Source organism: Flammeovirga aprica JL-4 (genome assembly GCF_012844305.1).
Classification (GTDB): domain Bacteria; phylum Bacteroidota; class Bacteroidia; order Cytophagales; family Flammeovirgaceae; genus Flammeovirga; species Flammeovirga aprica.
This window is the reverse complement of record NZ_JABANE010000025.1, coordinates 1-18592: the sequence shown is the minus strand read 5'-3', so window position 1 is coordinate 18592 and position 18592 is coordinate 1. Positions and strand designations below refer to the sequence as shown.

Below are 18592 nucleotides of genomic sequence, written 5' to 3'. Positions count from 1 at the left end.
AACCAATTAATGTTAACTTTTAATCTATAACTTGATTATCAAAAAAGATGAGCGGAACAAGCAATTACGTAAAGAAACAAGAAATTAATCATCATAATAACGAAGAAATGTCGAAAAAAAATACCTCTCAGGAAGAAGTAAAAGATTCGGCAAATTCACTGCCTAATGACACAGCTGGAAACGATAATGTAGTTTCTGATTCTTCAGTGATGAATGAAAGTCAAACAACTTCTCAAAAAGAAGAGGAGGATGCGGAAGACTTTTATTATAGGCCAGAGGATTTTAATCTTACAGAAAAAGACTTACAATCTCTTAATGAGTTTGATGAATTACGCATTGAGGTAGATCCTAAGCAAACTGCCTTGAGAATTGACAAATTTTTGGTAGACAGAATTCCTAATTTGTCAAGAAACAGAATTCAAAACGGTCTAAAAGAAGGTCACTTTTTAGTCAATGGATTGCCTGTGAAGCCTAATTACAAGGTGACAGCAGGGGATGTGGTGATGGTATTTATGCCAAAGCCAAGAGCACAGGAAATTGAGCCTCAGAATATTCCTCTTGATATCGTTTATGAAGATGAGGATTTATTGATTGTCAATAAAAAGCCGGGAATGGTAGTACATCCTGGTTTCAATAATACATCGGGTACTTTAGTCAATGCCCTTTCATACCACTTCAAGGATTTGCCGACTTCTTTCAACGGAAGCGACAAGCCGGGTTTGGTCCATCGTATTGATAAAGATACATCAGGGTTGTTAGTGGTTGCCAAAACAGAACACTCACTTACGCATCTGGCAAAACAGTTCTACGATCATACTATTGAAAGAACTTATAATTTGGTGGTTTGGGGTACATTTCCTGATGAAGAAAAGGAAGGTACAATTAAATCATTGATTGGTAGATCTGCACAGGACCGCAGAGTATACACCGTTCTTCCTGATGATGCTACTTATGGAAAGCACGCCATAACACACTACCAGGTATTGAAAGATATGCGTTATGTGAGTTTGGTGGAATGTAAGCTTGAAACAGGAAGAACTCATCAGATTCGTGTTCATATGCGTCATCAAGGTCATCCTTTGTTTTCTGATTCCATGTATGGTGGTGATAAGATTCTGAAGGGAGTGAGTACAGGGAAATATAAAACATTCGTTGAAAATAATTTCAAGATCTGTCCTCGTCAGGCATTGCATGCAAAATCTCTAGGGTTTGAACATCCGGTAACTGGAAAGTGGATGCAATTCAACTCTGAAATCCCTCAAGATATGCAGCGATTGATTAGAAGATGGGAAGACTTCTTAAGATATGGTTAAGCCAATTGACATTAAAATTGGTAGATAAAAAGAAAAGCCTCACCGAAAAGTGAGGCTTTTTCCTTTTTGAGAAATATATGATAATGGACTATAAAGCAAACTGAGCCATTTCCTCTTCAGTATATTTATGTGATTCTGAAACACTGTTTTTGATTTCATTAATCACAAAATCTACTTCTTCTTTTGTCAATTCTCCTGCTTTCCAGAACAATACTGTTCCATCAGCATCCACTAACAAAATTGGAAATGTGTTATTACAATCACCCGTATTCCAGGCATCTTGTATAAAACGTTTTGGATCCGTAAGAATCAAGGCATCCGCTTCTTGTTTCGAACGCTTTCTTACTTGACGAGTCATAAAACGGATAATACCATTTGGATAAGGAGAATCAGCAAGGTTGACAATACCATAAGCTAAATACTCATCCTCTGGGAATTTCCATTTTTTCACTTCTTCAATGAAATATTCATTTTGTGAAGGTTTATCTGGATCAGGATAAAAGATTAATGTTACTTTCTCTCCTATACCAGGCGTTACCGCATCATTGTTGTTCAAATCACGGATATCCACTTTTTCTATTTTGTCACCTCTCTTTAAAGTGCTTTTTTCTTGAGCTTGAACAGAAATAGTTGTGAAAGCTATTAGTACAAAAGAGATAGAAAGTTGTAAAATCTTTTTCATGAGTTTTTTTCATTTAATACAGTTCTAGTAACGGTGCTACTTTCTATGAGTTGATCTTATTTGTAATTATTAAGGGAGTAGTAGTAGGGTTTTTAATATCAGAAGGTTGTTTTGTATTATGTTAATAATGAGGGATGAGATAGAGGTTGTAGTTAGTGAAGGAGGGAATGCATTGAGTCTCATTTTTTTATCCAGAACCATGAAAACAAAAAAAGCCTTCCCGCTCAGGAAAGACTTTTATTGCGATATATTAAAGACGGATAATTAAAAATTATCACAATCATTATTGATTACTCGTTGGTGTTTTTGAGTTTCTTGTCAAAAACGTTTTTATTCAAAAATTCATTGAGTTGATCTACAGTATAAGAGCTTTCAATCTCTCCCGAACTGTTGATTTTGATGTCAAAGCCTTCTAATTCTCTATTGACTTTAGGCTTAGCTTCTGTGCGCTTAAAGTGGTAGCGCGATTTAATTGATCTAATCATAATAGTTTTAAAATTAGGTTTAAATAAATAGTAGTTGTAGTCTCTATAAAGACTGTGATAGTAGGCGGTGCCTTTCGCACCTTTTGAATCATTAAGCTACTGCAATTTACTGAAAATGCTGAACTTGAACTAGTTGATGTACAGAATTGAGGATCTTTCAATAAAAATAGGTCGTTTAAGAGAATATGTTTTATTTTGCGTACAATAAATTATTACAATATTAATACTATACCAAAAATTGAATATATTAGAAATCAAGGGTGTTACGAAAAAATATGCAAATCATACCGCTTTGGACAACGTTTCTATTACTGTTCCTAAGCAATGTATTTATGGTTTGCTTGGACCTAATGGAGCAGGAAAAACGTCTTTGATTCGATCAATTACACAAATTATCTCATTAGATGAAGGCGAAATCTATTTTGATGGCCGTCCTCTGAAGCCTGAGGATGTTTTTAGAATGGGTTATTTGCCAGAAGAAAGAGGGCTTTATAAAAAAATGAAAGTAGCTGAACAGATTTTGTATCTGGCACAGCTGAAGGGAATGTCCTTAAAAGAGGCTAAAGAAAAGACGAACTTTTGGCTGGACCGTTTGGAACTGAAAGCTTGGTCTAAAAGCAAGTTAGAAGGCCTTTCAAAAGGGATGCAACAGAAAGTGCAGTTTATCACCACCGTTATACATGAGCCCAAACTATTAATTCTTGATGAACCTTTTTCGGGCTTTGACCCTGTAAATGCGCAACTGATCAGAGATGAGATTTTCAGATTAAGAGATTTAGGGGCAACTATTATTTTATCTACACACAGAATGGAGTCGGTGGAACAGCTGTGTGACCGTATTGCTCTCATCAATAAATCAAAAAAAGTATTGGAAGGAACGCAGTTTGATATTAAGAATGCGTACAGAAATCATCAATTTGATTTGATCACTGAAAAAGAGGTGGTCATCAGTACAACGCCTCATAAAGTGATCGCTTCTACTGAAAAAGAATTGTACGGTTATAAACAAACTTTACGCCTCATTGATGCTTCTCCAAATCAATTGCTAGAAGAAGCCGCCAAGCAAAGCACTATTTTAGGTATGCAGGAAAATATTCCTAGTATGCATGATATTTTTATTGAGGCAGTACAAAACGGGAATATTAAAACGACTACCGAACAGCAGTAAACGTATGAACAAGATTTTATTAATAATAAAAAGAGAGTACTTGAACCGGGTAAAAAAGCGCTCTTTTATCATCATGTCTATTTTAGGACCGTTGTTGATTATTGCTTTTTACGGTATCATCATTTGGGCAAGTATCTCTGACGGCGATCAGAAAGAAATAGCGGTAGTAGATGAATCAGGTCTTTTTGAAAATGATTTTGACCATAATACCGCTTCATTTAAGTTTTTGAGAATTTTTGGAGGGTTGGACCATGGTAAAGAGCAATTGAACAGCGGAGCAATTGATGGCTTTTTATTTATACCGAAAGATTTTACAATCGATAATACAAAAGGAGTTGTACTTTTTGAATCCAAAGGTTTGGGAGCAAAAGCTGTTTCTGAACTGGAGCAAAGGATATTAAGAAGAGTAAAGGAATTGAGGCTGCCACGATTAGGAGTGACGGAAGAGGAAATTAAAATATTAGATCAGTCTATCCCTATCAGAACAGTCAGTCTCACAGGCGATGGAGAGGAGTCTGATAGTAATGTTGGGATTTCAAGTGTGATTGGCATTGTAGGTGGATTGGTGATTTACTTTTTTGTTTTTATGTATTCTTCTATGGTAATGAAGGGCGTGTTGGAAGAAAAAACAAGTAGAGTAGTAGAGGTGATTGTCTCTTCTGTGAAGCCATTCCAATTGATGTTAGGAAAAATCATTGGCGTAGGGGCCGTTGGTCTAACACAGCTTTTTTTGTGGATTATGTTGGGAATTATTGCCGTAAGTACATTGTCCACTTTTGTAGATATTCCTTACGAAGAGTTTGAGCAAAACAAAATTGCACAAATTGACAGCAATGTACAGCCTCCAGTAGAAGTAGATAAATTTACGGAGTTATACTATACCATAGGTGATTTCGATTTTGCTACAACTACCCTAGTGTTTATCTATTATTTCATCTTTGCTTATCTCATGTACTCCTCATTGTTTGCCGCCATAGGTGCAAGTGTAGACAATGAAACAGATTCACAACAATTTATGTTGCCTGTGACGATGCCATTGATTTTGGCCATATCCCTTTCAGGAGGTATAGTGTCAGACCCGCAGGGAACCATGGCTTTCTGGCTGTCAGTATTTCCATTGACCTCGCCTGTTGTGATGATGATACGATTGCCGTTTATTGGTTTTAGTACAGAGGTGCTTATTTCCATGGTAACACTGATGGTAGGTTTTGTAGGTTCACTTTGGGTCGCAAGCAGAATTTACAGAATTGGTTTGCTGACTTATGGCAAAAAGCCTACTTACGCAGAAATTTTCAAATGGATGTTCAGAAGTAATTAAACAAAACGTTATATAAGTACAAATTCAAAAATGAATGATAGAATACTGCTGTGGTTTAGTATTCTGTATTAATGAATTTTCATCTGTTTTATATCAATTTAACAAAGGAAGATTTAATATCATTTATTTAGAATATTTATAGCCTGTTTTACTTTTAATTAGAGAAGAAGGCTTTTATATTTGTAGCCGATTAAGGAAATTTTAAAACTTATCTTTCCAAATTTTTATTTATGGAACTATCAGTAGTAGTACCTGCAGCGATTGTGGCCTTTACGGTCTTGATCCTGTTTTTGGTTTTCGTACTTCTATTCGCACAGATGAAGTTAGTTCAAAGTGGTGACGTAAGCATCGTTTTAAACGGTGATGAGTCAAACCCAGTAGTTGTTGCTGCGGGTTCAACACTTTTAACGACACTTTCAGCGCAAAAAATCTTTTTGCCTTCTGCTTGTGGTGGTGGTGGTACGTGTGCGATGTGTAAATGTCGCGTTACAGACGGTGGTGGAGATGTACTCCCTACCGAAGTAGGTCACCTAAGCCGTGCCGAACAACATGAAAATGTCCGCCTTGCTTGTCAGGTTAAAGTAAAAAATGACATGCAAGTAGAAATACCAGAAGAAATCTTCGGAATTAAGAAATGGGAGTGTGAGGTTGTATCTAACTACAACGTGGCATCTTTCATTAAAGAATTCGTAGTACAGCTTCCTGAAGGTGAGACACTTGATTTCGAGGCAGGTGGATATATCCAAATCGACGTTCCTGAAGTAACTGTAAACTTCAAGGATATCGATATCACTGCTCACCCTCGTATGGGTAAGAAACCAGACGAATACCAACCAGAATGGGACAAATTCGGTCTTTGGGATCTTAAAATGGTTAACGATGAGGAGATCTTCAGAGCTTACTCAATGGCTAACCACCCTGCAGAAGGTAACATTGTCATGTTGAACATCCGTATCGCGACTCCACCTTGGGATAGAGCGAAAAACGGTTGGATGGACGTAAATCCAGGTATCTGTTCTTCTTACGTATTCTCACGTAAGCCAGGTGATAAAGTAACAGTATCAGGTCCTTACGGTGAATTCTTCATCAAAGAGACTGACGCTGAGATGATCTACGTAGGTGGTGGTGCAGGTATGGCGCCAATGCGTTCGCACTTATTCCACTTATTCCACACATTGAAAACTGACCGTAAGGTACAGTTCTGGTATGGTGGTCGTTCTCGTCGTGAGTTATTCTACGAAGAGGATTTCAAGAAGATCGAGGATGAATTCCCGAACTTCCGTTTCTACAAAGTATTGTCTGAGCCACTTCCAGAAGATAACTGGGTGCCTAAGAAAGACATGGCTGACAGAGAAGGCGATGGTTTCGTTGGATTTGTTCACCAAGCTTTAATTGACAACTACTTAGGTAAGCATGACGAGCCAGAGGAAATCGAATTCTACTTCTGTGGACCTCCTATGATGAACGCAGCAGTAATTAAGATGACTGAAGACTTCGGTGTACCGAAAGAAAATGTATTATTTGACGACTTCGGTGGTTAATCCATACATTCAAATATATAAAAGAAGACTGTTCGAAAGGGCAGTCTTTTTTTGTTAAAAGAAAGATTTGTAGCCCAAGTTGTGTTTGAAGTTATTAACTTTGTATTCCCCCTAAGAAACGATACCTAATTATAACTTTAGATGATGTATAAACTTACCACTTACTTTCTACTTATAATCGGCGCCTTTCTATTGCCGGTGACTTCTTATGCAGTTCATGAAATAACGCCTGATTCAATCAATGTTTTAAAAGATCAGGGTAAAATAGAGGAAGCCAAAGACCTAGTGACGACTTGGCTTGAAGACACAGAAGATCAATATGGTGATGAAGCGATTGAAGTAGTTATTCCTCTTTTGGTGAAAGCTGAGCTCAATATTATTTATTATGAATATACTGATGCTGTAAAAAGCCTGGAAAGAGCCATTGCAATAATTAATCTTTCTTCTGGGTGGCTTTATCCTGATTATGCATTAGCACTCAATTATCTCGCTTTCTGCAAGATCAATTTAGGCGACAAGTTTGCCGCTTTCCCTTTGCTCAATGAGGCTGAAATGATCTACTATAAAACGCTTTCAAAACAACATCCTGACTATAATTTATGCAATATCAATAGAGCTATTCTCAATCTTCATTTAGGAGAATTTCAGAAAAGTGAAGATTACTTCCTGAAATCTTTTCAATTTATAGAAGAGAATAAGGAAGAGTTAATGAAAAGCAAAACTGCTAATACGATCTCGGTTGAATGGTTGAAAATTCAGTTTTCACACCTTTATATAAATTGGTATAAACCTGAAAAATCACTTGTATTATTACAAGAGACTCAAAATGATCTCATAGAAAAGAAAAGGGAGAAAAGTCCTTTGTATTCTATTTTACTGGAGGCATTGGCAAAACATTACTTATATGATAATGAATATAAAATGTCTTATACATTTTATGAAGAATTATACAACCATAGGAAGGAGTACTATGGAGAAAATCATATTGCTACAGTAATGTCGGCCTTAAAGATGGGTGAAATTCTTGCAGAAACAGGCTATTTAGATAACGCTCTTCTTTATTTTGAGATCGCTAAAAAATATTTAGGCAAGTATAAGGAATATGTCAATTTAGAGGCTGAAGTATTGCTCAATATTGCTGATGTTTATTTACAAAAAGGTGATGCAGAAAGTGCAAGTGAGTATTTCGAAAGTGTGGGCATTGAGAATACTACTAGAAGAGATTTGTATTTCTTTTATCTGAGAGTACAAGGCGACCTTTGTTTTATCAATGGAGATTATATCAATGCTGAGCTTAAATTGATGGAATTGGTTTCCATTGTCAGACAAGAGAAAGTCTTTTTCACCAAGCATTACAGCAAAGCAATTGTGACCCTGACAGAGCTTTTTATCACTTTGGGCAGGTTGCAGAATGCAATAGGTTTATGTGAAAATGAAGTCCACTTTCTAGAAAAAAGAGGAAGAAATAAAAGTGTGACTTACTTAGATTTGAAATTAACACTTTTGTCTGCTCAGTGGTATGAGAAACTGATCGATGAGACGGAAGCGATGATGCAGATTACAAATATAGAGGATACGCTTACTCGTTTTGTCAATCCAAAACATCCCTTATTTATCAAAACCAATACTTTGAAGGGAGGTCTCTGTTCTGATGCTTTAAAATATGATGAGGCGATTACCTACTTTAGAAAAGCACTTGACTTTGCTAATAAACACGGGGTTGAGGAATTGCATTTTCAGAAAATTCAAATCATCGATTATATGGGAAATATCTATATCAAAAAAGGTGAATTAGATAAAGCCTTGGATGAGTATAGAGTTTTAAAAGGAAAGTTCACAGATGAATCCGTTTATTTCCCTGCGTTTTTAGGAAGAATTGCTTATGTGAAAGCATTACAGGGCAACTGGGAAGAAGCAAGGGAATTAGCGATAAGAGGTGTCAATATCCGTTTGAATCAATATGATACACAGCTCAATTTTACAAGTGAAGATGAAAAGATCAATTATGTGCATCATACATCAGGCATTTTCCGATATTTTTTCAGTTTGATGTCAATGCCCGAAGGTTATAAGTCGGGATTGATGGTAGAAAAGTGCTATGATCTTCAGATCAATTATAGGAAGTACTTTTTGAATGAGGCGATTGTCAGGAAAAAGAAAATTGAAAGTCTGGGCAAATACAGACGTCAGATGAATTTTACGAACTACAACCAACACCTCAATCAGCAAAAATCAAAGTTAGCTACTGCTAATTTCTTTTCCATTCAAGAGCGTAATGACTTGAAGATAGATACTTACATGCTCACGGATAGAATAAATAACTTGGAGAAATCATTGACTTTTGCTTCAAATTCAGATGAGGATTCATTGAATGTATCAGAGTATATCTCATGGAAGGAAATACAACGTCACCTAAAAGAGAAGGAGGTAGCTGTTGAAATTATAAAACTAAAAACCATAGATAAAACTTCAGAATTTTATGTGGCAATAGCAATTTCTAAAGATTGTAAACTGCCGAAGTTCATCCCTATTGGCAATGCTCAGTTACTAGAAAATGACTTGTTCAGTATATATACCAAAGAAATCCAACCTAAAAGAAGGTCGTTGGTTTATAAAAAAAATACTACTAAAAAAGTTTCTTCTTATAAGTATTACTGGAAACCAATCAAGGAGGGACTAGAAGAATGGGAAGAAGATATTGAGACTATTTATTTAAGTAAAGATGGTATCTATAATGCCATTAATTTGAATGTTTTATATAATGATGTGACCGAAAAATATTTGATTGAAGAGGAGGATATTCATTTGGTGATCAGCACATCGGATATTAGAACGAAAAAACAATTATCCAATTTTAAAAATAATAATATCTGTTTATTCGGTAATCCATCTTTTGAGGGAAATGCGGAAGATTTAGGGGTGAGAGAGGCAACTGGTAACAGTGCTTCAGATCAAGAGAAGTATTCATTCTACCTTGAGAATCTTCCTGGAACAAAAACAGAACTTGAAAATACTCAGGCTTTATTTTCAAGCAGAGGATGGAATGTAAATGCCTATTATGAAAATGAGGCCACTGAAAACAATATCAAAAAACTGCCTTCCTCTCCAGCAATCATGCATATTGCCACACACGGTATTTATATTGATGAATTGATCAATCCAATTCTTCAAAACCCGCTGTTAAAATCAGGCTTATTCTTTACCGAAATTTCCTCCAACAATGATAAAACTGTAAGGGACATTTATAAATCAGGCAATGATGGAATTCTGACGGCGTATGAGGTGAAAGGATTGAACTTGAAAAATACCTCTTTATTGATCCTTTCAGCTTGTCAATCTGGCGTGTCTGATATAGCGGATGGTGATGGTATTTCAGGTTTGCAATATGCCTTTAGTATTGCAGGGGTAAAGACAATAGTGATGAGCCTTTGGAGTGTAGATGATGTGGCTACTCAAAAATTGATGAATGAATTTTATGAGCAATGGTTTAAAACCAAAGACATTGATCAGGCTTTTAGAAATGCTCAATTGACTTTGATGAAAGAATACAGAGATCCTTATTACTGGGGAGCGTTTGTGATGGTGCATTAAGTCGAAGTAGTAGCATAAAATATTCTTTTTTTTAACATTCTTCATTGTCACAACTTCACAGTTCAGATTGTCTTATAAATATAAAATGAATATTCATTCAAATTTATAGGATATGTATTTATTAACCCGCGACCGTGAAGAAATTTGGAATACAATTACCCATGCAATTGGTGTATTGTTGAGTATTGTAGGATTGTTGTTTCTGCTGATTAAAGCCAACACTCCTTTTGATTATGTGGTATATAGCGTATTTGGAGCAAGTATGATTTTGTTGTATTTGGCCTCTACTTTATATCATATGGTGGCATTAGAAAAACTGAAACAGTTTCTGAGGAAATTAGACCACAGTGGTATCTATCTTTTAATTGCGGGAACGTATACCCCTTTTGCATTGCTTTCGCTAGAAAATGATGGAGGAGTGACGGTGGCAATTATCATCTGGACGATTGCATTCTTAGGGATGATCTATAAGTTATTTTTCAAGATAAAGTATGAATGGATTTCAGTGACATTGTATGTCGGAATGGGATGGATTGCTGTTTTTAAACTAGGTGCTTTATATCATGAATTAGGAGCCGGTTTTTGGTTGCTGATAGGAGGAGGAATAGCATATACGTTAGGTGTGGTATTTTATGTATGGGAAAAATTGAAATACAATCATGCCATTTGGCACCTGTTTGTTTTGGCAGGAAGTATTCTGATGTATTTGTCAATTTACCTCTATACCTAGAAATTGAATATAAAAAGAGGCAAATCAATGTTCAAAAGAATTGCCTCTGTAATTTATATGAATCGAAAGTAAATTTTCTTCAAGCTTTAAATAACTACTTGCAAGAAATAATAAAATTCCGATTACTAAAATATTGTTGTGTTAATCGTTGTAAAATCCAAATATAATATTGATTAAGTCCTAACATTTGAAGCCTATTAACAGAATATCATCAATTTGTTTGCTGCCGTTTTTCCAGTTGTCAAACTTCTTGATCATATTTTCTTTTTGCTGTGCAAGTGGAAGTTGATTCCATTTGCAGAGGTCCTCAATCAACTGTTTTCTCATGTATTTCTTATTCTCCTGACCGCCAAACTGATCTTGAATACCATCAGAATAGATATAGAAAGTATCCGTTGAGTCAATAGTAATATTGTGCTCCTCGTAGGTTTTCTGTTTGTTCTTTACTCTGTTGCCACCCACATGACGGTTAGTTCCTTTGTAGAACTCATGTTGTCCATTATTCTTCACTACTAGAAGCGGATTTTTTGCACCTGCGTACTGCAATGATTTTTTATCCTCAGCAATTGTACAGATGGCTACATCCATACCTTCACGTGAATCTTCATTTTCATCCTGATGTAAAGCTTGCGCGATGTACTTGTCAATTTTGGCGAGTATCTCAGAAGGCGAGGTAAGCCCTTCAATATTGACCACCTGATTCATCAATGCATTGCCCATCATAGACATAAACGCGCCCGGAATACCATGCCCCGTACAATCTAATGCGGCAATGATTGTCTGCTGATTCTTTTGGCCTACCCAATAAAAATCACCAGATACAATATCTCTAGGCTGATACATTACAAAGTGAGTAGCGAAAAAGTCAGAAAAACTTTTTTCAGCAGGAAGCATCGCATTTTGAATACGCCAGCCTGCATGAATACTCTCTTCTGTTTTTTTACTCTGATGCTGTAAAGAAGAAAGAGCATCTTCTAGTTGATTAGCAGTAGAACGGATTTCAAAATTCTGTTCTGATATTTTTTCATTCCTAGCTTTCAACTCAAGGTTGGTTTTCTTTCTCTGAATCGCATTTTTATACTGTAGGCTTCCCACCACACCGAGTGATACCAACAGTAATAATAAAGTAGCAGCTGCCCAATACTGTTTGGAAATTAAAGCCTTTTGAAGCTGATTTTTTTGCTCCAAAATCTCAATTTTTTGCTTAGCGGCTTTCTCAGTTTCTTCCAATAGTTTTTTCAAGTAAGAGCGGTCAGACTCAAGGGAGTTCATTTTATTATTCTGCTGATCAAGGTAGTTTTTTAACAGATAAACTGCTTCTTCTTCATCCAGCTGATTGATACTGTCAAGAAAAGAGTAGTGGTTTTTCAGTTCTGCTAAAGCATCTCTTAGTTGTTCCAGCTCATCTTGATCAGGGTTTCCAAAGAGTTCAAGCTCTTCTTTAACGGCGGCATTATATTGACTTTGAGAAATTTCTCCTCTGTAATATTTTATACTGTTGAAATATGAAAGTGCCTGAGAGTAGAAGTTTCTGAATTTCATCACATCATCCAGGCTTCTGTATTCCACTTTCAAAACCGGCTTGTACTTGTATTTTTCCAGTAACCCAACAGAAGAATTCAGCTGACGGTAAGCATCGCTGATTTTATTCATTCTTAAATAGGTCCTACCTAAAAATATTCTGGAAACACCTTCGAAATACTTTTTCTCATTCTTCTTACTACTTGTAACAGCTTGCACGAAGAATTTTTTAGCTTTTGATAAAGCAGGATCATTTCCTAACGAATAGTTGATTCCTTTACCAATAATAGCAAGAATATAGGCATCTTTAATACTGTTTTCACTTGCTATCTTTTCTGCTTTTTCAAAATAGGGAAGTGCTTCATCTTGAATTTCGAGTGAAGTATACAGGAAACCAATATTTAAATAAGAGATCACTTCTAAAATAGGCAATTGAAGAGTGTTAGATAAAGCTTGTGCTTCTTCAAAAGAGGATTTGGCGTTTTCAAAATCAAGGCTTACCCTATAAGTGGCACCAAGGTCTAGCAGGAAGTTGACCTTATCTGATTCCTGAGTAGATTTTTCAGATAGTTTTATGGCTTTCTGATGAAAACTCACCGCCTGTGAGAAGGTAGAAAATTCTCTGAAAATAATTGCTTTGGTGTTATACGCCATTGCCAGAGATTGATTATTAGAAATCTTCTTGGCAGTGCGTATTGCTTGATTTATTAAAAGAAAAGGTTCCTTTTGCGATGAAGGATTTTTCTCTATTTCCAATAAAGCCATTGCTGATAGTACTTCCACTTTATTGGCACTATCTTCCATTTTCATACCCTGTTTAATGCTCAATTGCTTCACACTGCTGAATGCTGTCAGATTAAAGCATAGAAGTAAACTAAGAACGATTGAGGCAAATTTATATACAGTTTGCACAGTTTTTATCTTGTAATGGTTTAATTATTTATTTGTCGAAGAGCAAAGATTTAACCAATTTTTCATTAGTAAAGTACCATATTCTTCGGACACTTCTGGGTGAAATTGTACTCCCCACCAATTCAAATGCTTATGTTGCATGGCTTCATTTTCACAGGAATCAGAAAATGCTAATAATTTGAAATTCTCACTCAACGTAACACTTTCACAGTGGTCTTCTGCAAAAGAACTGTCTTGCGGGATACTATCAAACAGAGGTGAAGGACCGCACTGATGTATTGTTTCCAGACTTCGAGCCTCTTCTGTTCTTTTAATTTGCCCGCCTTCAAGTATTCCCAAAATTTGATGGCCAAAACATACACCTAAAACAGGTGTGCTAAGAGTTTTTAATATTTCAAATTGCTTTAAATAGGGTTTTGGGTCTACTTCTGTCAGCAAAATAGGAGCACCGCTGATGATGATCTTATCGGCATTTTTCAGATGTTCGTCCGTAAGTTTGTCAATGTTGACAATAGAATATTCTAATTTATCCTGCTCTAAGATTTCACCAAAATGCTTCGTTTTTACACTGCCGCAATTGACAATCAAATGCTTTAAATCCACTTTATATTTATTTAGTTAGAAGTACTTATAACCATCAAGATATAAAAAAGCCCATGGAATTAAAAGTCCCATGGGCTGGTTAGTTTGAGCGTTATTAGAATCTCTCTGTTTTGATATGACAATAAGGTTTTGATTTCTTTTTGAAGTAATACATTTGATGGTATTCTTCAGCATCCCAGAACGTGGACGCTTTTGTTACTTTAGTAGCAACATTGTACCCTTTATCTTCTAATTCCTTGATTAGTTTATCAGCAATTTCCTTCTGATAATTTGAAGTATAGAACACCTCTGATCGGTACTGCTTTCCAACATCAGGACCTTGTCTGTTGACTTGAGTAGGATCATGAATTTCAAAAAATAACCTTGCTAACTCCTCATAAGAAACTTTATTGGGATCATATTTGATTTCCAAAGCTTCTGCATGTCCTGTATCAGTGTAGCATACTTCTTTGTAAGTAGGGTTATTCTTTTCGCCTCCCGTATAGCCTACGGATGTACTGATAACACCTGGCAGTTTTGCGAAGTAATATTCTACTCCCCAGAAACATCCACCGGCAAAAATAGCTACGTTTGTTTCAGCTGCTTTTTCTTCTTCAGCAGGCGTAAAATTCAATGATGCTGAGTTGACACAATGTCTCGTGTTTTTGTCTGTCAATCGTTCACCAATAAATACGTGACCTAAGTGTGCATCACAGTTGGCACATAAAATTTCAGTTCTTCTACCGTCAGCATCCGTTTCTCTTTTAACAGCACCTTCAATTTCATCATCAAAACTTGGCCATCCACAGTGGGAGTCAAACTTATCATCTGATTTATAAAGTGGTGTATCACATCTCTTACAGGTATAGGTTCCTTCTTCAAAATGAGCATTATAAATACCAGTTCCTGGTCGTTCTGTTCCTTTGTGAACTATAACATATTTCTCAAAATCTGTAAGAGGGTTAAATTTTGTTTTCTTCTCCATATCCTGACTAAATGTAATGCTGCTTAACGCTAATAATAATGTAAGTAATCCGAGTATCCTTTTCATAATGTTTTATTTAGGTTTGTATTATTCTATGAATACAATGTTACGGAAGTATCTACATATGAAATGTGGTAGAGTTCACATTTGTTTTGATTCGGTGTTGATTTAACATTTTTTGATGATAAAAAAGAGGTCCCTCTTCACGAATTTATACTGCTCCGTTGGCCAATAAGATTTTAAATAAAATAATTGATGAATAGGATTTCAGAATAAAAAACCTCCACAAACTTAATTGAGGAGGTCTATTGGTCGGTTCACTTTATGTATTAATTTTTCGGTGTTGTCTGTAGCGATTGCAACACTTTATCGATACCCAAAGAGGAACCTTGAACAGGAGGAAACTCTTTGAAAGTAGCTAAGAACTTTGCAGTGAAGGCTTGAGCAGGAACGAAAGTCCACATATTATCTGCAAACCAGCGGATATATAAGGCTGATTTGTAAGAGACTTCATAAGGGTCTGCTCTCAGATTAATAAGGATAGGCCATGAAGGAGTTTTTCTGTAGGCGGTATTAATAGCACCTTCCATAATAGCAAAATGCAGTTTCCAGTCCTGATACCTTAAAGCATTCAGATTTCCAGCCGCATCAAAATAGAAGATCTCATTACGCGGTGCTTTATCAATATCTCCTTTCCAGAAACTCATTTGATTATAACCGTCCAAGTGTACCTTGAAAGTCTTGTCTCCAGCCTTATAACCTGTCAAAAGTTTTTCTTTTACATCTGAAACTCCTGCAGCGGCTAAGATTGTCGGTAACATATCTTCATGCGAGTAAATGTTATTGTCGATAGTACCGGGCTTGATTACGCCTGGCCAACGAATCGCACAAGGTACTCTGAAACCTCCTTCCCAAGTTGTTCCCTTCTCTCCTGCAAAAGGAGTAGAACCACCGTCAGGCCAAGAGAATTTCTCTGCACCGTTATCTGTAGAGTACATGATCATGGTGTTGTCAATAATACCGAGCTCCTCTAATTTTGCCAGTACTATACCTATATTTTTATCGTGTTCCACCATCCCATCAGGATAGAGACCAATACCAGTTACACCTCTACTTTCTTCTTTCAGGTGGGTCCAAACGTGCATTCTCGTAGCACTTAACCATACAAAGAATGGTTTGCCTTCTTCGTGTGCTTTTTCAATAAACTGAAGTGCGGCTTGTGTGAATTCATCATCCACAGTTTCCATTCTTTTTCTTGTCAAAGGACCTGTATCTTGTACACGACCATCAGCATAAGAGTGAATGACGCCACGTGGGCCGAATTTTTTATGGAATTCAGGATCTTTAGGATAGTAATAAGTTTCTGGTTCTTCTTCAGCATTCAAATGGTATAGATTACCAAAGAATTCATCAAAACCATGATTAGTAGGGAGGTGCTCATCCTGATCTCCTAAGTGGTTTTTACCAAATTGTCCAGAAGTATATCCCAGAGGTCTTAATAACTCCGCAATAGTGGGCTGATTGTCCTTGATGCCTTGTTTTGAGCCAGGCATACCAATGGTAAGCAAACCAGTTCTAAAAGGATGCTGTCCTAAAATAAAAGCGGCTCTTCCGGCAGTACACGACTGTTGAGCATACCAGTCTGTAAACATAGCCCCTTCGTTGGCAATACGATCAATATTTGGAGTTTGATACCCCATCATGCCGTGGTTATATTTACTGATATTGGCCCAGCCTATGTCATCACCCCATATCACAAGAATATTAGGTTTCTTGTTTTTGCTTTTTTTCTGGGCATCGACTGAAAATGCGATAATGAATAGTGTGAAGAAAAAAAGTAATTTTCTCATAGTTTAATGGTCTTGATATATAGATATAGTTAAGTAATTCTAGGTTGCTTTCTATTGCTGTCTTTAGATTTCTGAGCAATTAAAAAGTTGTTTTGGAGTTGTAGATGCTTAAGTACCTATTAAATCTATTCATTAATAGGTACTTGTAAAGTTAGAACATTATCAATTAATTCCAATCTAGTTCTTTTCTTTTCTGCCAGTAGATTTCACTTTCTTCAAAAATTTCATCCAGCATTTGAAGATCAAACATATCGAGCTGCACTTCAGCACCTTTTAGATTATCCAAAAGCATTTGTGGTGTAGAAGCACCGCTTAATGCCACCGAAACCCAAGGTTGAGATAGTACAAAAGCCATAGCGATTGCATCAATTCCTACCTCATGCTTTTGAGCAATTGAAGTCAGTTTCTGCTTGAAAGGTTTAAAATCCTCTTCTTCATTTCTATCTGTCAGACGTCCGTTGGCTACCACCTCTTTGATGATAACGCCCCATCCTTGATAGGCGGCTTCTTCCAGCATTTTAGAAGCTGACCTTTCCAAAATATTGTAAGTAGCTTGTACGGATTGGAAAAGGTGTTCTCCTTCTCTTTGTATTTTCAAAGCTTTTTCAAGCGTTTCTCCTTGTTTTTCACCACTTAGTGAAAGCCCAATGACTGTACCTGTAGCTTTTATATCCCAAAGCTGTTGGATGACTTCTTCATTGTCCAGAACGCCGCTTTCTAAAGTAGCGGAGTGAATATGGTAAATATTCAAATGATCATCCAGCAAGGTGACGCTTTCAGCCCATTGTTTTTTTAGAAGGTCAATATTATGACTTTTAATTTCGTGGTGTTCAGCCTTCACGTTCCATTCAGCAGTATATTCATACCCCCACTTAGAACCGATCACCAATTTTGATGTATTTTCTTGCTGATCCAGCCAGCTTTTTAAAAATAATTCTCCTTTACCGTAGCTTCTAGCCGTATCAAAATAATGAATGCCATTTTTGAAAGCGATGTCCATCACTTCTGCCGCATTCTTTTGCATTACATCTATATCGTAGTTATTGTTAAGGTCGCTTCCGTGTCCAAGGTTTATATATCCAGGTCTTCCCAACGCTGCCAATCCCAATCCAACTCTAGAAACATAAAGGTTAGTTTTACCAAATGGAATAATTGAGTTTTTATTCATAAATTTTTCGGAGTCTATAAAGCAATTTAGGTGTCTTAGTACTTATGAACCAATAAAGCACAGTTAAATTGCTCATAATATTAATAGTATAGGTCTCGGTTCCTTTTCATGAACCAAGTTAAAAAATATGGACATCCAAAATGCGGTCTTTTTTTCTTAAAAACAAAAAAAACAGATTGCATTATTCCATAATTGATTAAATAATTTATTGATCAAAAAAAAGAGCCCAACAAGAGGGGCGTTTATAGCCAATTTTACCTTCTGTTTTTGCCTTAAAAACAACTTTTTTCAACTTTTATGAAATTATTTTTTCCGTATTAATTACACTTTATTTTATGTGTTATTGAAAATATTTAAAGGGGTTGTTTTTAAGAATTTAAAAATAAAGCTCATTCTTTGAAAAATTATAAAAACATCTTTCAATAAGTGTAAAAAATACTTTAAAAAAAGTTTGGTAATAATAAGGGTAAGATATACATTTGAAGTACAAAAAAAGAGAAATAGTTTTAATCATATATAAACACTATAGACATGAAAAATTTCACAATTGCAACAGTGGTTATCGCGGTAGGATTCGCAATCGCACTAGCGGTTTCATTATAGATATTATACCTTAACCAATAAAGACATATATTATACATAACACTTTGACCTATTGAGTTTACTCAATAGGTTTTTTTGTTTGCCCTGCATGCAAACTATCCCGACAGCTTGAAAGAAAGCTGTTTCGCCCCTCGGAGGGAAGA

Annotated in this window: 13 protein-coding genes; 6 read left to right on the top strand and 7 right to left on the bottom strand. The window is 36.1% G+C overall.

Going from position 1 to position 18592, the window contains the following annotated elements:
- Nucleotides 1-47: 47 nt before the first annotated feature.
- Nucleotides 48-1313: an RluA family pseudouridine synthase gene (locus HHU12_RS11140; protein ID WP_240970919.1), complete on the top strand. Its 1266-nt coding sequence runs from the start codon at nucleotides 48-50 to the stop codon at nucleotides 1311-1313.
- Nucleotides 1314-1401: 88 nt separating this feature from the next.
- On the opposite strand, the gene HHU12_RS11135 is transcribed toward HHU12_RS11140, so the two are convergent.
- Entirely contained in the window at nucleotides 1402-1995 is a 594-nt protein-coding gene (locus HHU12_RS11135) for a YtfJ family protein (protein ID WP_169656820.1), read from the bottom strand.
- A 290-nt stretch (nucleotides 1996-2285) separates the two neighbouring features.
- On the bottom strand, nucleotides 2286-2480 hold the full coding sequence (locus HHU12_RS11130) for a hypothetical protein (RefSeq protein WP_062617156.1): 195 nt from the start codon (nucleotides 2478-2480) through the stop codon (nucleotides 2286-2288).
- 238 nt (nucleotides 2481-2718) lie between these two features.
- Here HHU12_RS11130 and HHU12_RS11125 point away from each other — a divergent pair, with 238 nt between their 5' ends.
- The 5 genes from HHU12_RS11125 to trhA all read left to right on the top strand — a co-directional run bounded on the left by HHU12_RS11125 (nucleotide 2719) and on the right by trhA (nucleotide 10828).
- On the top strand, nucleotides 2719-3648 hold the full coding sequence (locus HHU12_RS11125; RefSeq protein WP_169656819.1) for an ABC transporter ATP-binding protein: 930 nt from the start codon (nucleotides 2719-2721) through the stop codon (nucleotides 3646-3648).
- A gap of 4 nt (nucleotides 3649-3652) precedes the next feature.
- Nucleotides 3653-4966, top strand: a complete 1314-nt coding sequence (locus tag HHU12_RS11120) for an ABC transporter permease (protein WP_169656818.1) — start codon at nucleotides 3653-3655, stop codon at nucleotides 4964-4966.
- 230 nt (nucleotides 4967-5196) lie between these two features.
- Nucleotides 5197-6507, top strand: a complete 1311-nt coding sequence (nqrF, locus tag HHU12_RS11115; protein ID WP_169656817.1) for an NADH:ubiquinone reductase (Na(+)-transporting) subunit F — start codon at nucleotides 5197-5199, stop codon at nucleotides 6505-6507.
- 141 nt (nucleotides 6508-6648) lie between these two features.
- Entirely contained in the window at nucleotides 6649-10098 is a 3450-nt protein-coding gene (locus tag HHU12_RS11110) for a CHAT domain-containing protein (RefSeq protein WP_169656816.1), read from the top strand.
- Between the two features lie 112 nt (nucleotides 10099-10210).
- A complete protein-coding gene (trhA, locus tag HHU12_RS11105) occupies nucleotides 10211-10828 on the top strand; it encodes a PAQR family membrane homeostasis protein TrhA (protein WP_169656815.1) in 618 nt (205 codons plus the stop codon).
- Between the two features lie 180 nt (nucleotides 10829-11008).
- Here trhA and HHU12_RS11100 read toward each other — a convergent pair whose 3' ends face one another.
- The 5 genes from HHU12_RS11100 to HHU12_RS11080 all read right to left on the bottom strand — a co-directional run bounded on the left by HHU12_RS11100 (nucleotide 11009) and on the right by HHU12_RS11080 (nucleotide 17846).
- Nucleotides 11009-13177 carry a SpoIIE family protein phosphatase gene (locus HHU12_RS11100; RefSeq protein ID WP_169656814.1) on the bottom strand — a complete coding sequence of 723 codons (2169 nt, stop codon included), beginning with the start codon at nucleotides 13175-13177 and terminating at the stop codon, nucleotides 11009-11011.
- Nucleotides 13178-13285: 108 nt separating this feature from the next.
- Entirely contained in the window at nucleotides 13286-13864 is a 579-nt protein-coding gene (locus tag HHU12_RS11095; protein WP_169656813.1) for a glutamine amidotransferase-related protein, read from the bottom strand.
- 94 nt (nucleotides 13865-13958) lie between these two features.
- Nucleotides 13959-14894 carry a bifunctional methionine sulfoxide reductase B/A protein gene (locus HHU12_RS11090; RefSeq protein ID WP_169656812.1) on the bottom strand — a complete coding sequence of 312 codons (936 nt, stop codon included), beginning with the start codon at nucleotides 14892-14894 and terminating at the stop codon, nucleotides 13959-13961.
- Between the two features lie 263 nt (nucleotides 14895-15157).
- Entirely contained in the window at nucleotides 15158-16678 is a 1521-nt protein-coding gene (locus HHU12_RS11085) for an arylsulfatase (RefSeq protein WP_169656811.1), read from the bottom strand.
- 166 nt (nucleotides 16679-16844) lie between these two features.
- A complete protein-coding gene (locus HHU12_RS11080; RefSeq protein WP_169656810.1) occupies nucleotides 16845-17846 on the bottom strand; it encodes an aldo/keto reductase in 1002 nt (333 codons plus the stop codon).
- Nucleotides 17847-18592 lie beyond the last annotated feature (746 nt).